Here is a 14,585-nt window from a genome sequence, read left to right on the forward strand (position 1 = left end):
CCTTTGCGCGGTGAAAAACGGGTGATATAGAGACGCGCGCTCCGGAGGGGCCATGTCAATGGCAGCATGGGGTTCTTAGGACGCGGGTATGGTGAAATTGGTAGACACGCCAGATTTAGGTTCTGGTGCCGCAAGGCGTGGGAGTTCAAGTCTCTCTACCCGCACCAGTATTGCCGTTGAAGCGACGTGAGCAGGGAGAAGATCCCGCTTCGGCGCTTCTTGTGCCATTTTGCCTGGCAGAATGCTACAGTGCCGTGTGTCCGGCAGGACACGCCCGGAGGCTGAAGCGATTGAATTCGTGCAGGCGGGTCTAGGGAGCCTATTCGACCTTACCCGGCCTGCATTACAGGATTGCATCAAAGCCACGACCGGGAAGCGATTTCCGGCGTCGTGCTCAGATAAACCAAGGGCTGTCCGAGCACGGGCGCCACGACATGAAGGTACGAACATGCAGGTTATCGAAACGCTCGCTGAAGGGCTGAAGCGCGAACTCAAGGTCGTCATTCCGGCCAAGGACATGGAAGTCAGGATGAACGAGCGCCTGGCCGATGCCAAGGACAAGGTTCGTATCAACGGCTTCCGTCCCGGCAAGGTGCCGGTCGGCCATCTCAAGAAGATGTACGGCAAGTCGATCATGGCTGAACTGGTCAACGAGATCGTTCGCGACCAGCCGAGCGCGATCCTGTCGGGGCGCGGCGAAAAGTCGGCGACCCAGCCCGAAATCTCGATGACTGAAGACGAAGCGCAGGCCAACAAGATCCTGGCCGCCGAAGCCGATTTCGAATTCACGCTGTCCTACGAAGTCATTCCCGCGATCGAACTGAAGCCGGTTGACGGCATCAAGGTTGTCCGCGAAGTCGTAGAAATCGCTGACTCCGAAGTTGAAGAGCAGATCCTCAAGATCGCCGAAAGCGCCCGCACCTTCGAAGAGAAGAAGGGCAAGGCCGAAAATGGCGACCGCGTCACCATGGACTATCTCGGCAAGGTCGACGGCGTGCCGTTCGACGGCGGCAAGGATGAGGATGCCGAACTGGTTCTCGGCTCCGGCCGCTTCATCCCCGGCTTTGAAGACCAGCTTGTTGGCGTGAAGGCCGGCGACGAAAAGGTCATCAACGTCAAGTTCCCGGAAGACTATCCGGCAAAGAACCTGGCCGGCAAGGACGCAACCTTCGACATCACCGTCAAGCAGGTTGCCGCCCCGGCCGCGGTCGAAATCAACGACGAACTGGCCTCCAAGCTCGGCATCGAATCCGTCGACCGTCTCAAGGAAGTCGTTCGCGGCCAGATCGAAAGCCAGTACGGCTCGGTTACCCGCCAGAAGGTCAAGCGCCAGATCCTCGACCAGCTCGACTCCATGTACCAGTTCGACACGCCCTCGCGTCTCGTTGACGCCGAGTTCGAAAACATCTGGCGCCAGATCAACACCGACCTGCAGCAGTCCGGCAAGACCTTCGAAGACGAAGACACCACGGAAGAAGCCGCTCGCGAGGAATATCGCAAGCTGGCAGAACGCCGCGTTCGTCTCGGCCTCGTTCTGTCCGAAATCGGCGAAAAGGCCGGCATCGAAGTGACCGAGGAAGAAATGCAGCGCTCGCTCTATGCACAGTTGCAGCAGTTCCCGGGTCAGGAAAAGCAGATCCTCGACTTCTTCCGCAACACGCCCGGCGCTGCCGCTTCGCTGCGCGCCCCGATTTTCGAAGAGAAGGTCGTTGACAAGCTGCTGACCGAGATCGACGTCACCGACAAGACCGTGACGAAGGACGAACTGCTGGCCGACGAAGACGGCGAGACCGAGGAAAAGCCGGCGAAGAAGTCTTCCAAGAAGGCTGCCAAGGCTGAAGCTTCTGAGGCCGAAGGCGAAGAAGCCGCTCCGAAGAAGAAGGCTGCTCCGAAGAAGAAGAAGGCAGATGAGGCCGACGCCGAGTAATCGGCAAACCGTATCGATATATGCAAAAGGCCGTCCCTTGGGGCGGCCTTTTCGATTCCAGCCGTGCGCGCCTGGTCGTCAGCCGATCTCCGCCAGCAAGGGGCGATGATCCGATACTTCCGGCGCGGCCACCACGTCGAAGCCATGCACGGTGACATTTGGCGTCACCAGCATGTAGTCGGCATAACGACCTTCCTTGGTGTAGAGCGAGGTGCGCGTATCAGTGAACCCGCGGCCGGTGACAAGGTCGGCGAGACCGCGCTCGCCCAGCAAGCGAAATGTCTCGCTGTCCGGCAGCAGATTGAAATCGCCGCACACCAATAGGCGCTCGCCAGGCGGGTGAATTCGATCGATCAGCGCCAGCAGCGCTCGGGCCTGGGAACGTCGCTCCGGGCTGTCACCCTTGCCGGCCGGGTCCCTCAGGCCATGCAGTTGGACGACGGTGATCGGGGCATTCGCTTTCTCATCGAAGAGCCTGATGGCATGGGCATTGCGCGATCTCGGATGCTCGCCGAACCCGTGATGGGAATACTGGCCGTGGATGAAATCGAGGATCTGGCCCATGATCGGTATTCCCTTGCGAACAAAGGTCGCAAGGCCAAACTCCTGCCAGCAGGTTGCGTCGCCGTCCTGTAACTCGCCCCGTGCCGTCGGGCAGAAAAAGCCATCGTGTCGAGGCAAGACGGCTGCTATTTCCTCATAGAGATGGGCGCGTTGCTGCAATTCCACCGCGCCGTCGCGATAGGTCAGCCACGGATTTCGCGCTGATGGCGCGCGAGCGACTTCCTGAAGGCACAGGACGTCAGCATCCACAGCTCCAAGATAGGAGAGAAGCGGGCCATGCAGCATGCCTCCCCAGATGTTCAGCGACAGGATTTTCACACGTGGCTCACGGCTCTGAGCGGCCGGATTATTCAGCCGCCTTCTTCTCCATCTTCTCGAACTTCAGCTCGCCCATACGGTTCCAGGCATCGAGCCCGGCGATCTTGTAGGCCTCTGCCAGCGTCGGGTAATTGAAGGTGTTCTCGACGAAATATTCGACGGTGCCTTTGAGGTTCAGGACCGCCTGGCCGATATGCACCAGTTCCGTCGCACCTTCGCCAACGATATGCACGCCGAGCAAGCGGCGGGTTTTCAGCGAGAAGATCATCTTCAAGAGGCCGCTGTCGAGACCCATGATATGGCCGCGCGAGGTCTCGCGGAAATGGGCGATGCCGCATTCATAGGGGATGCCGCGTTTCTGCACTTCCTCTTCGGTCAGGCCGCAAGTGGAGATTTCCGGCACCGCATAGATGCCATAGGGGAAATATTGCGGCGGATCACTCGCGGGTGCGCCAACCGCATGGCGGGCGGCGATGCGGCCCTGTTCCATCGACGTCGAGGCCAGTGACGGAAAGCCCACCACGTCGCCGGCGGCATAGATGTTCGGCACGGCGGTCTGGAAGGTTTCCGGATCGACCTTGAGGCGTCCGCGGCTATCGGCTTCAAGCCCGGCGGCCGAGAGGTTGATGCTGTCGGTGGCGCCGACGCGGCCGGCGGCAAACAACACCATCTCCGCCGTCAGCACGCGGCCGTTCTGCAATGTGACCCGGCACTTTGTCCCCGGATCGCGTTCAACCTTCTCGACCGTCTGGCCGAAAATCAGCTTCATGTTGCGGTCACGCAGCTGGTAGGCGAAATCTTCGACGATTTCCTTGTCGATGAAATCCAGCATGGTGTCGCGCGGTTCCACCACGGTCACGGCCGTGTCCAGGGCGCTGAAGATGGTGGCATATTCAATGCCGATGACGCCGGCGCCGATCACGATCATCGAGCGCGGCAATTCCTTGATCGCCAAGATCTCGTCGCTGTCGATGATGGCGTCGTTGTCGAAGGGAATGTGCGACGGGCGATAGGGCTTCGTGCCGATGGCGAGAAGTACGGACGTGGCGCCAACGCGCAGGATCTCGCCATCCTCCTTCTCGATCTCGATCGTATTCTTGTCGATGAACTGCGCCTTGCCGCGCATCTGCTGAACGCGGTTGCGGGAGAACTGGTGCTCGAGAACCTCGACTTCGTGATCAAGGGTGATGAGCAATCGCCGGCGCAGGTCGTCGGCATTGATTTCCTGCTTGACCCTGTAGCTGCGACCGTAAAAGCCGCGCTCGCGCCAGCCGGTCAGGTTAAGCGCCGTCTCGCGCAGGGTCTTCGAAGGGATGGTCCCGGTGTGAACGGAAACGCCGCCGACGCGGGTGCCCTTCTCGATCACGAGAACCTTCTTTTCCAGTTTCGCCGCCTGGATGGCTGCCCGGCGTCCGGCGGGACCGCTGCCTATTACCACGAGATCATACTGGTTCATCGCTTCGCCCCGAATCAGGAAGACTTAGTTATTGCACTGCAAAATGCGTCGAGGGGCAATGTATCACTGCAATCTAACGGATTTGTTAGCGACGCCCTAACCTGTCGCTTTTCAGCCATGACGAGCAGACGGCAATTTATTCCAATCCCCCGAACAAAAAGAGCAAGGAAACCGCCAGAACCCCGGGCGAGTGGGCGAAGTTTCGCCGACAGGGGCCTGCCAAGCTGGCACTATGGCGCAAACGCATTTTTAAGGGAGTTTGCAGAAATGAGCCTTCGCATCAATCAGACCGCGCCGGACTTCACCGCCGACACCACCCAGGGCGAGATCAAGTTCCACGACTGGATCGGCGATAGCTGGGCAGTGCTGTTCTCGCACCCGAAGAATTTTACGCCGGTCTGCACCACCGAGCTTGGCGCCATGGCCGGCCTGGATGACGAGTTCCGCAAGCGCAATGTCAAGGTTATCGGCATTTCGGTTGATCCGGTGGATAGCCACACCAAGTGGAAGCAGGACATCAAGACCGCGACCGGCTTCGAAGTCGGCTACCCGCTGATCGGCGACAAGGACCTGAAGGTCGCAAAACTCTATGACATGCTGCCGGACGACGCGGGCAATAGCTCGGAAGGCCGCACGCCGGCAGACAATGCGACCGTTCGCTCTGTTTATGTCATCGGCCCCGACAAGAAGATCAAGCTGATCCTCACCTATCCCATGACCACGGGCCGCAACTTCGATGAGATCCTGCGGACGATCGATTCGATCCAGTTGACGGCCAAGCATCAGGTGGCAACGCCCGCCAACTGGAAGCAGGGCGACGACGTGATCATCACCGCCGCCGTCTCCAATGAAGACGCCATCGCCCGCTTCGGCTCCTTCGACACGGTTCTACCCTATCTGCGCAAGACCAAGCAGCCGACGGCTTGAGGCGATTAGCATAAGAGGTACGGTGGAGGCCGGCTTTGCCGGCCTTTCGCATGACTGCAATTATCTATTGTGATAACACCGTTATTCTGCGGGTCGTGAACGACCAGTGGTGCGGCGGGATTTTGGATCTCTTTGGAATGGGCGGCGAGCCGTCGCATTTGCGGCTTTTGGCAGCGAAGGATTTCAGTACTTGCCGCGAAAGGTTGCAATTTACGGCTTTATAGTGTGCGTACTGTTGCTGATATTTGTAATGGCACTCGGAATTGTTATTGGTTTCTACGAAAAAATACTTTCTGCCGTGCTGCCTGAGAGAATAATCTATATTGTTCCTGTGTTTATGATTCCGGCTTGTTTACTGCTGATTATATTTGGATTCGTGAATTTCTTTTCAATTATGATGTCCATGTTGATAAAGGCTGACCCGTCCTACGAAATCATTCGAAAGTCCGGCTCTCCTTTCCACTATTTGGTTTAGAAGGAGATCCGGGATGAAATAGAATTGCACGTTCCGCCGGATTGACATCATTAGTGCCCACAGCGCGGTGACCACCCTCAAATCAACCTTAGTCCCTTCAAGCTTGCATGGCCATCGCGGCCGATGATGATGTGGTCGTGCACCGTGATGCCCAGCGGCTTGGCGCTTTCGATGATCTTCTTGGTCATGTCGATATCGGCGCGCGATGGCGTGGGGTCGCCTGAGGGGTGGTTGTGGACAAGGATCAGTGCGGTGGCCGAGAGTTCCAGCGCCCGCTTCACCACTTCCCGCGTGTAGACAGGGGTGTGGTCCACGGTGCCACGGCCCTGGACCTCGTCGGCGATCAGCGCATTACGCTTGTCGAGGAACAGGATGCGGAACTGTTCGCGCGCCTCATAGGCCATGGCGGCGTGGCAGTAATCGATCACCGATGACCAGGAGGCGAGTACCTGCTTGCCGCGCAATTCGCTTTTCAGCATGCGGTGGGCGGCAGCACCAATCAGTTTCAGGTCGGAGGCCACAGCCTCACCCACGCCCTTGACCTCCGTCAAAAGCGGCGCCGGCGCACCGAGCACGCCGCCGAGCGTGCCGAACCGGGCGATCAGCGCCTTGGCGATCGGCTTGGTATCGCGCCGCGGAATGAGGCGGAAGAGCAGGAGTTCCAGCAATTCGTAGTCGGCCAGCGCCGTATCGCCGCTTTCCTTGAAGCGGCTGCGCAGCCGCTCGCGATGGCCGTGGTAATGCGCCTCCGGTTCCGTCGCGGCAGGGGCAGCGGTCTTCACCGCACGCTTCTTCAGCGCCGAGGCCTTGCCGGCCTGTTCGGAAAAGAAGTGCCGTTCGTCGGCTACGCCCGCGTCGATCTCCGCCGCCTCGTCGAAATCGAAAACGGGGTCTTCGTGTTCCGATGGACGAGGAGGTCGGGCCATGCGTCAGCCTTTGAGCGGCGGCAGTCCCGGTCGGTCCAGGCCGCCCGGCGACAGGGTGAAGATTTCGCAGCCCGTCGCCGTCACGCCCACGGCATGTTCATACTGGGCCGTCAACGACCGGTCGCGGGTGACGGCCGTCCAGCCATCGGCCAGCACCTTCACATGCGGACGCCCAAGATTGATCATCGGCTCGATGGTGAAGATCATGCCCTCGCGCATCTCGGGTCCTTCGCTGGCGCGACCGTAATGCAGGATGTTGGGACTGTCATGGAATAGCTGGCCAACGCCGTGGCCGCAAAAATCGCGGACAACGGAGCAACGCTCGGCCTCGGCATAGGTCTGGATCGCTTCGCCGATGGCACCCGTTCGCACGCCGGGCCGAACGGCCGCGATTCCGCGCATCAGGCATTCATGGGTCACTTCCAGCAGCCGCTCGGCCGCCCGCTTGATTTCGCCGACGGGATACATCCGGCTCGAATCGCCATGCCATCCGTCCAGCACATAGGTGACGTCGATATTGACGATGTCGCCTTCGCGCAGCGGCTTGTCGTCGGGGATCCCGTGGCAAACCACGTGATTGATCGAGGTGCAGGACGACTTGGTGTATCCGCGATAGTTTAGGGTCGCGGGCAGAGCGCCATTGTCCATGCCGAATTCGAAGACGAAGCGGTCGATCGCATTGGTCGTCACGCCGGGCTTCACAAACGGCACCAGCTCGTCCAGGCAACGCGCCGTCAGCTGGCAAGCTCGCCGCATGCCGGCAAAGCCCTCGGCGTCATAGAGCCGGATCGCTCCCGTGTTTTTTGGCGGGGCCGTTGCCGCGTCGATATAATTGACCATGCAAGCACTTTCAGTCCGTCGTTGAGACCCTTTGTCTTAATGTAGCAATGCCCGGTTCGTCTATCGGGATCAATCCGGATGGCGCGATTTCGTCGCGGCCCACCCGGCATTTCAGCGCAAATGCCTCCACCCCGCGGGCGACCGCGCGGCGAAAGGCGACGCCATAGGCCGGATCGAGATCGCCCGAGAGCCGAAAGCGGTCACAGTCATGGCGCTGGACGAGATAGATCATGATGGCGCGATGGCCGGCGTCTACCATGTCGCCGAGTTCTTCCAGATGCTTCGCACCACGTGACGTGACCGTATCGGGAAATTCCGCTAGGCCGGGACTTCTGGTGAAATGCACATTCTTCACCTCGACATAGGTGTCGGGCATTCCTCCGCCTGATAGCAGCAGATCGATGCGCGAGTTGCGGCCATAGCGCTGTTCCCGCTTGATAACGGGATAGAGATGCAGGTTGTCGATCAGGCCTTTGCGGATGCCTTCTTCTGCCAGCGCGTTCGGCAAGGCGGTGTTGATGCCGACCAGATGGCCATCGACCTCGACCAGTTCCAAAGCATAGCGGTATTTCCGCGCCGCCGACTGGTGTTGCGACAGCCATATGTTTGACCCAGGCGCAGTCAGGCCTCGCATGGAACCGGTATTCGGACAAAAGCCCGTGATTTCCTCACCCGAAGCCAGCACGGCATCGAACAGGAAGCGCTTGTAGCGCTGGATGAGGCGGGCAGGAACCAGCGGCGGATCAAAGATCATCTGGTGACTGCCGACCCCGGACCTTTAACACTGGCGCTGGTCAGACGCGCACCATCACATAGGTACCCGGTGCGTCGGCAATAGCGTTCAGCGCACCGCCTCCGGGAATGCGGGCCGGAACCCGCTCGTCGTCAAGGCTCTCGATCCACTTTTGCCAATGCGGCCACCAGGAGCCCGGCGTTTCCTTGGCCGAGGAGACCCAATCCTCGAACTCGCCCTGCGGCGGACCGCCGGTCCAGTATTGGTATTTCTGCTTGTCGGGCGGGTTGACCACGCCGGCGATGTGACCGGAACCGCTCAGCACATAGCTGACGGGGCCGCCGAAATACTGGCTACCGACAAAAACGGATTTGGCCGGCGCGATATGGTCTTCCTTGGTGGCGAGATTATAGACCGGGATCGTCACGTCCTTCAGCGACAGCGTCTTGCCTGCCAGTTCCATTCGGCCCTTGGTCAGGTTGTTGTTCAGGTAGCAATTGCGCAGGTAATAGGAGTGGTTTGCCGCAGCCATGCGGGTGGAATCGGAATTCCAGTAGAGGAGGTCGAAGGGTAGGGGATCCTGGCCCTTCAGGTAGTTGTTGACGAAATAGGGCCAGATCAGTTCGGAAGCCCGGAGCATGTTGAAGGCCGCCGCCATCTTCGAGCCGTCAAGATAGCCCGCCTCCTTCATCCGGTTTTCGATGGAGCTGATCTGCTCCTCGTCGGCAAATACCTTGAGGTCACCGGCATAGGTGAAGTCGACCTGCGTGGTGAAGAAGGTCGCACTGGCGATCCGCTTGTCGCCCTCCTGCGCATGCAAGGCGAGCGTGGCCGCGAGCAGGGTTCCGCCGACGCAGTAGCCGACCGCGTTCACCTCGCGCTCGCCGGTTGCCTTCTCGACCGTATCCAGCGCAAACTCGATACCGTCGCGAACATAGGCCTCCCAATCCTTATCGGCATGCCGTTCGTCGGGATTGACCCAGGAGATGACAAAGACCGTCTGTCCCTGGTCCATGCACCATTTGATGAAGCTCTTCTGCGGATTGAGGTCGAGGATATAGAACTTGTTGATCCATGGCGGCACGATCAGCAGCGGGCGCTTCAGCACCGTGTCCGTCGTCGCCTCGTATTGCAGCACTTCGCAGACGTCGCTCTGCGCAATGACCTTGCCGGGCGAGAGCGCCAGATTCTTGCCGACCGCAAACTTGCTGTAGTCCGTCTGGCGCAGCCGCAGGTCGCCACCGCCGGCTGCGATGTCTTCGGCCAGCATTTTCATGCCGCGCACGAGATTTTCGCCATGGCTACTGACGGTCTCGCGATAGACCTGTGGATTGGTCATCACGAAATTGACGGGAGACAGCGCCGCCGTCAGTTGACGGACATAGAAGGCGGCCTTGTGACGCGTATGGGCGTCAAGACCGTCGGCTTCCGCGACCATCTTCTCCGCCCATTGCGAGACGACGAGATAGACCTGGCGCATGAAGTCGAAGAACGGATTGCGCTCCCAGTCCTCGTCGGAGAAGCGCTTGTCCTTGGCCGCAGCCTCGCCCACCGTCATGGCTTCACCCGCCATCCGCTGCATGCCGCGGGTCCATATGGCGAATACGCCCGCCATGAGATGGGTTTGCGCCTCAAGCGTGCGCTTGGGATCGGCCATCCAGTATTCGACGACCTTTGAGAGGGTCTTGACCAGTTCGGCTAGGGGTTCGGCAGCGGCGGAGCTGTCGATCACGCCCTGCTCGCGCGGCGCGATCCAGGCCGATGCCGCCTTGCCGAGATTTTCCAGCGCCTTGGCGACATTGACCGCCATGGCCTCCGGGTTTTTCACGACATAAGGTTCGATGAGTTTAGGGTTGAAACCCGGCATTGCCCCGCGGTTTTCGTCGTTTTCGGTGGTTCCGTTGTTCACCGCGCCCTCCCGAAGCGTCTTAATCGTTCTTTTGTAATTGCATATCCTGCAACAAAGCGACTAAAAGTTCCAGCGATAGAAAGCACACGAGACTTAAGTCCGGTGTGACCAGGCGGCCATGGCGATGCGTGGCCCTGAGGGGTTTAGGATGAAGCTTCACGACCAGGCAAAGACGGTGGCAGTCCTGCTTCGCGCGATAGCGATCGCGGCGCCGGCCTTTGGCTTATCTGGCTGTTTTTCGGTTGATGGTACGTCGTTCCAACCCCAGCCTCTGGCGGAAGTCGCGGCTTCGCCTGCACCTGTCTCCACGACAGCGGTGCCGACCGGTCCCGTCAATACGGGCCGGTATCCGACATTTGGCGGTCCGCTGACTGCGGCGAATGTGCAGATGGAAAACACGGATGCGGCCAAGATCGAGGCGCGCATGACGGCCTTGTCGGCGGCGCGCCGGTCCGGCTCGGTCACCGAGGCGGAATACCAGAGACGGCTTGCGGAGCTGCGTCGCCTCGCCAGCGAGCATGGCGCCGCAACGGAAGCCGAAATCTCCAATTAGCCCTTGCGTTTCGGGTGATTCGGAAGCAAACCACGCCCCAAGTGGGCCGTGCCCCGCCGTTTCACCGGCGGGGTCAAAAAATTACCGCAGATGGCCTTGATGCGGTAAAGTTCCACACGACGGAGCTCAAGCACTACGCTGAAAGCGCCGGAACAAGGGCACTATCGGTTGCCGCAACGCTGACTGCGGCTCTACGGGGTTAGAAATGGAAGAATTTCATAAAGTCCGGCGTCTGCCGCCCTACGTCTTCGAACAGGTAAACCGTTTGAAGGCCAGCGCGCGAGCGGGCGGCGCCGACATTATCGACCTCGGCATGGGCAATCCGGACCTTCCGACCCCCAAGGCGATCGTCGACAAGCTTTGCGAAGTCGTTCAGGACCCGCGCACCCACCGCTACTCGGCCTCCAAGGGTATCCCCGGCCTGCGCCGCGCCCAGGCAAGCTATTATGCCCGCCGTTTCGGCGTAAAGCTGAACCCGGATACCCAGGTCGTGGCGACGCTCGGCTCCAAGGAAGGCTTTGCCAACATGGCGCAGGCGATCACCGCGCCTGGCGACGTGGTGCTCTGCCCGAACCCGACCTATCCCATCCACGCCTTCGGCTTCCTGATGGCGGGTGGCGTGATTCGCTCCATGTCGGTCGAGCCGGACGAGAGCTTCTTCCCGCCGCTCGAGCGCGCCGTGCGCCACTCGATCCCGAAGCCGCTGGCGCTGATCATCAACTATCCGTCCAACCCGACGGCCCATGTGGCAAGCCTCGACTTCTACAAGGACGTCATCGCCTTTGCCCGTAAGCACGACATCATCGTGCTGTCGGACCTGGCCTACTCGGAAATCTATTTCGACGAGAACAATCCGCCGCCGTCGGTTCTGCAGGTGCAAGGCGCCATGGATGTGGCGGTGGAATTCACCTCCATGTCCAAGACCTTCTCCATGCCGGGCTGGCGCATTGGCTTTGCCGTGGGCAATGAGCGGCTTATCTCGGCACTGACCCGCGTGAAGTCCTATCTGGACTACGGCGCATTCACGCCGATCCAGGTTGCCGCGACCCATGCGCTGAACGGCGACGGCTCCGACATCGCGGAAGTCCGCAATGTCTATAAGCGCCGCCGTGACGTGATGGTCGACGCATTCGGCAAGGCTGGCTTCGAAGTGCCGCCGCCGGCTGCGACCATGTTTGCCTGGGCCAAGATCCCCGAGCAGTTTCGTCATTTGGGCTCGCTCGAATTCTCGAAGCTGCTGGTCGAGAAGGCCGATGTCGCTGTGGCTCCGGGCATCGGTTTCGGCGAAATGGGCGACGATTACGTGCGTCTGGCGCTGGTCGAGAACGAACATCGCATCCGCCAGGCTGCGCGCAACATCAAGAAGTTCTTCTCGACGGCCGACGACAGCCTTCACAACGTCATCGCGCTCAACGCGCATCGTTGATCTCTCATTTCCCGGCGGGCCGCTCGTGCCCGCCGCTCCCATGTTTCTTATGACAGGATTGACCTATGGCAGATGCCCTTCGTATCGGCATTGCGGGCTTGGGCACGGTTGGTGCCTCCCTCGTGCGTATTCTTCAGCAGCGCCGCAACGAGCTTGCCATTTCCTGCGGTCGCGCCATTCAGATCGTGGCGGTCTCCGCGCGTGACCGCAACAAGGATCGCGGCGTCGATCTTTCCGGTGTCGAATGGTTCGCCGATCCGCTCGATCTAGCGGCGAATGCCCAAATCGACGTCTTCGTGGAACTGGTGGGTGGCGCCGAAGGTGCGGCCGAAGCCTCTGTTCGCGCGGCGCTCGCTCGCGGCCTGCATGTCGTGACCGCCAACAAGGCGCTGCTTGCCAAGCACGGTGTCGAACTGGCCAAGCTTGCCGAGGAAAAGGGCGCGCTTCTCAATTACGAAGCTGCCGTTGCCGGGGGCATTCCGGTCATCAAGGCGGTGCGTGAATCCCTGACGGGCAATAGCTTCTCGCGCGTCTACGGCATCATGAACGGCACCTGCAACTACATCCTGACCAAGATGGAGAAGGAAGGCCTGTCCTTCGCAGAGTGCCTGAGGGAAGCTCAGCGGCTCGGCTATGCCGAGGCTGACCCGGCTTTCGATATTGAGGGCAACGATACCGCCCACAAGCTGGCGATTCTGACGACGCTTGCCTTCGGCAGCGAGATTGCGGCGGACGACATCTATCTCGAAGGCATCACCAATATCTCGATCGACGACATCCATGCGGCCGCCGATCTCGGCTATCGCATCAAGCTGCTTGGTGTCGCGCAGCGCACGGAGAGCGGCATCGAGCAGCGGGTGCATCCAACCATGGTGCCGCTCGATTCGGTTATTGCCCAGGTCGATGGCGTCACCAATGCCGTGGCGCTTGAATCCGATATTCTCGGCGAATTGTTGATGGTTGGCCCCGGTGCCGGCGGCAATGCCACGGCGTCGGCTGTGCTGGGTGATATCGCTGATATCGCCAAGAGCCGTCCCGGTGCCCAGCAGGTGCCGGTTCTCGGCCGTCCGGCGCATTTGCTGGAGCCCTATCGCCAAGCGGCAATGCAGAGCCACGAAGGCGGCTATTTCATCCGCCTGACGGTACTCGATCGCACCGGTGTCTTCGCCAGTGTCGCCACGCGCATGGCCGAGAATGGCATCTCGCTGGAATCGATCGTGCAGCGGTCGAAGACGCCCGTGGTATCAGGCGCGCCCCAGACCATCATTCTTGTCACCCATGCCACGATGGAAGCGTCCGTGCGCAAGGCAGTGAATTCGATCAAGGGCGAAGGCTATCTTGTGGGCGAACCGCAGGTCATCCGCATCGAGCGGCCAAAGGCTGCCTAAGGCCTGTTCGCTTTGGAAAACGACGCGCCGGTTGCTCTCCAGCAGCCGGCGTTTTCTTTTGTGCATCTGTCCGCATGCTTGACGGATCCTTAAAGCCCCTCTCGGCCCGCGAGACACTTGCCCGTCTGGTGTCTCCAATTGGGGCTGTTTTCCACGACAGTTCCGTCTCGGGCACCGATTGCCTCAAATTTTAGCGGTTATCATAACGATATATGAGCTTATCTGGATGTAGCCTCCTATTGCGCGCCAGAAACGATGTTTGGGCGAGCGCAATCGAGGAGTTGAAGCCGTGTTGTCGCAAACCAATGGAGTACCAAACGCAGCGGTGATCTCGGCGGCAACGCAGGAGATCAAGCCCACCAACCGCATGCATTGGCTCTATGACGAAGGCCTCCGTGAAGACATCGCCGAGGACGACGACTTCGAAGGCAGCCGCAACTGGGCCGTTATCCTCGTGCTTCTGGCACTTTCCCTGTCTCCCATCGCCGCCATGCTGATGCTGCTGCTGTAGGGCTGTGCCCGCTCTGGCGGCAAGAAATCTCGCTGCATTGCGGGACCGTAAGCCCTGAGTGACGGCGAATCGTCGCATTGCAATATCTATATGGGGTAATATCCATTTAAAGTCAGTCTGTTGTGGCGAATTCCGCATCTGGATGTCAGTCGTGCAGTCGATTCCTCTCGTTATCAGGGCTACTGTCTTTTCAGTAGTAAATCTGTAGGGGGAGCCAACCATGACGGGTCGCCGCAAGGCCGCGTCTTGTGCATGTGTGTCATTCATGCCGATCAAGCTGTGGTTCCCCGCGTCAAGAGCAACGGGCGCATCTGATAGCGATGATACCTCTAGACCATCAGCCGCAGAGACGCTTCCAACTGTAGCAGAGTCTCCCAGGAGTTGGTTGTACGAGGACGGCCCGGAGGAGGGGCCGGCCGAAGACGACGATTTCGAGGGGAGCCGCAACTGGGCTGTTATCCTCGTGCTGGCAGCCCTGGTGCTGCTGCCCATCATTGGCCTGATCGTGCTCCTTCTCTAGGCAGATGCCGCTACATGTCCATTTTTAGTCGGCCTCTTCCAGCAATTTCTACTTCTAGGCTGGATTATTGGCTCGCATCTTCCCGATCCGCGCGTTACTCTTCTGCTCTGGG

Annotated in this window: 12 protein-coding genes, 1 tRNA gene and 1 pseudogene; 8 read left to right on the plus strand and 6 right to left on the minus strand. The window is 60.0% G+C overall.

Features of this window, described 5'->3' with window-relative positions; all coding sequences use genetic code 11:
• Positions 1-82 precede the first annotated feature (82 nt).
• Positions 83-167: transfer RNA gene (locus B9A97_RS06560), tRNA-Leu, on the plus strand.
• A 281-nt stretch (positions 168-448) separates the two neighbouring features.
• The gene (tig, locus tag B9A97_RS06565; protein ID WP_084364237.1) at positions 449-1,927 is read left to right on the plus strand and encodes a trigger factor; all 1,479 of its coding nucleotides are present in this window, start codon (positions 449-451) and stop codon (positions 1,925-1,927) included.
• A gap of 78 nt (positions 1,928-2,005) precedes the next feature.
• Here tig and B9A97_RS06570 read toward each other — a convergent pair whose 3' ends face one another.
• Positions 2,006-2,809, minus strand: a complete 804-nt coding sequence (locus tag B9A97_RS06570) for an endonuclease/exonuclease/phosphatase family protein (RefSeq protein ID WP_084364238.1) — start codon at positions 2,807-2,809, stop codon at positions 2,006-2,008.
• 28 nt (positions 2,810-2,837) lie between these two features.
• Positions 2,838-4,265 (minus strand): Si-specific NAD(P)(+) transhydrogenase, encoded by a 1,428-nt coding sequence (sthA, locus tag B9A97_RS06575; protein WP_084364239.1) that lies wholly within the window; start codon positions 4,263-4,265, stop codon positions 2,838-2,840.
• A gap of 267 nt (positions 4,266-4,532) precedes the next feature.
• Here sthA and B9A97_RS06580 point away from each other — a divergent pair, with 267 nt between their 5' ends.
• Complete coding sequence (locus tag B9A97_RS06580; RefSeq protein WP_084364240.1) at positions 4,533-5,192, plus strand: peroxiredoxin; 660 nt, start codon at positions 4,533-4,535, stop codon at positions 5,190-5,192.
• Between the two features lie 552 nt (positions 5,193-5,744).
• On the opposite strand, the pseudogene radC reads toward B9A97_RS06580, so the two are convergent.
• From radC to phaC, 4 genes and pseudogenes are all read right to left on the minus strand, one after another.
• Positions 5,745-6,413 (minus strand): annotated as a pseudogene (gene radC / locus B9A97_RS06590) (DNA repair protein RadC); the annotation flags it as partial.
• A 183-nt stretch (positions 6,414-6,596) separates the two neighbouring features.
• Positions 6,597-7,433 carry a type I methionyl aminopeptidase gene (gene map / locus B9A97_RS06595; RefSeq protein WP_084364243.1) on the minus strand — a complete coding sequence of 279 codons (837 nt, stop codon included), beginning with the start codon at positions 7,431-7,433 and terminating at the stop codon, positions 6,597-6,599.
• Between the two features lie 10 nt (positions 7,434-7,443).
• Entirely contained in the window at positions 7,444-8,187 is a 744-nt protein-coding gene (sfsA, locus tag B9A97_RS06600; RefSeq protein ID WP_084364244.1) for a DNA/RNA nuclease SfsA, read from the minus strand.
• A 40-nt stretch (positions 8,188-8,227) separates the two neighbouring features.
• The gene (gene phaC / locus B9A97_RS06605; protein WP_084364452.1) at positions 8,228-10,033 is read right to left on the minus strand and encodes a class I poly(R)-hydroxyalkanoic acid synthase; all 1,806 of its coding nucleotides are present in this window, start codon (positions 10,031-10,033) and stop codon (positions 8,228-8,230) included.
• Positions 10,034-10,223: 190 nt separating this feature from the next.
• Between phaC and B9A97_RS06610 the strand changes: the two genes are divergently transcribed.
• From B9A97_RS06610 to B9A97_RS30340, 5 genes are all read left to right on the plus strand, one after another.
• The gene (locus B9A97_RS06610; protein ID WP_084364245.1) at positions 10,224-10,628 is read left to right on the plus strand and encodes a hypothetical protein; all 405 of its coding nucleotides are present in this window, start codon (positions 10,224-10,226) and stop codon (positions 10,626-10,628) included.
• A gap of 205 nt (positions 10,629-10,833) precedes the next feature.
• Entirely contained in the window at positions 10,834-12,054 is a 1,221-nt protein-coding gene (locus tag B9A97_RS06615; RefSeq protein WP_084364246.1) for an LL-diaminopimelate aminotransferase, read from the plus strand.
• A 65-nt stretch (positions 12,055-12,119) separates the two neighbouring features.
• On the plus strand, positions 12,120-13,442 hold the full coding sequence (locus tag B9A97_RS06620) for a homoserine dehydrogenase (protein WP_084364247.1): 1,323 nt from the start codon (positions 12,120-12,122) through the stop codon (positions 13,440-13,442).
• A 289-nt stretch (positions 13,443-13,731) separates the two neighbouring features.
• Complete coding sequence (locus B9A97_RS06625) at positions 13,732-13,953, plus strand: hypothetical protein (RefSeq protein WP_143530355.1); 222 nt, start codon at positions 13,732-13,734, stop codon at positions 13,951-13,953.
• 385 nt (positions 13,954-14,338) lie between these two features.
• Entirely contained in the window at positions 14,339-14,473 is a 135-nt protein-coding gene (locus tag B9A97_RS30340; RefSeq protein ID WP_280164075.1) for a hypothetical protein, read from the plus strand.
• Positions 14,474-14,585 lie beyond the last annotated feature (112 nt).

Source organism: Rhizobium sp. RU36D, assembly GCF_900176345.1.
Lineage (GTDB): Bacteria > Pseudomonadota > Alphaproteobacteria > Rhizobiales > Rhizobiaceae > Allorhizobium.

What these genes read in the sequence shown, in the direction of transcription:
- phaC (WP_084364452.1), bottom strand. Translation starts at nt 10,033, where the DNA reads ATGCCGGGTTTCAACCCTAAACTCATCGAACCTTATGTCGTGAAAAAC.
- map (WP_084364243.1), bottom strand. Translation starts at nt 7,433, where the DNA reads ATGGTCAATTATATCGACGCGGCAACGGCCCCGCCAAAAAACACGGGA.
- B9A97_RS06580 (WP_084364240.1), top strand. Translation starts at nt 4,533, where the DNA reads ATGAGCCTTCGCATCAATCAGACCGCGCCGGACTTCACCGCCGACACC.
- B9A97_RS06610 (WP_084364245.1), top strand. Translation starts at nt 10,224, where the DNA reads ATGAAGCTTCACGACCAGGCAAAGACGGTGGCAGTCCTGCTTCGCGCG.
- B9A97_RS06620 (WP_084364247.1), top strand. Translation starts at nt 12,120, where the DNA reads ATGGCAGATGCCCTTCGTATCGGCATTGCGGGCTTGGGCACGGTTGGT.
- sthA (WP_084364239.1), bottom strand. Translation starts at nt 4,265, where the DNA reads ATGAACCAGTATGATCTCGTGGTAATAGGCAGCGGTCCCGCCGGACGC.
- B9A97_RS06615 (WP_084364246.1), top strand. Translation starts at nt 10,834, where the DNA reads ATGGAAGAATTTCATAAAGTCCGGCGTCTGCCGCCCTACGTCTTCGAA.
- tig (WP_084364237.1), top strand. Translation starts at nt 449, where the DNA reads ATGCAGGTTATCGAAACGCTCGCTGAAGGGCTGAAGCGCGAACTCAAG.
- sfsA (WP_084364244.1), bottom strand. Translation starts at nt 8,187, where the DNA reads ATGATCTTTGATCCGCCGCTGGTTCCTGCCCGCCTCATCCAGCGCTAC.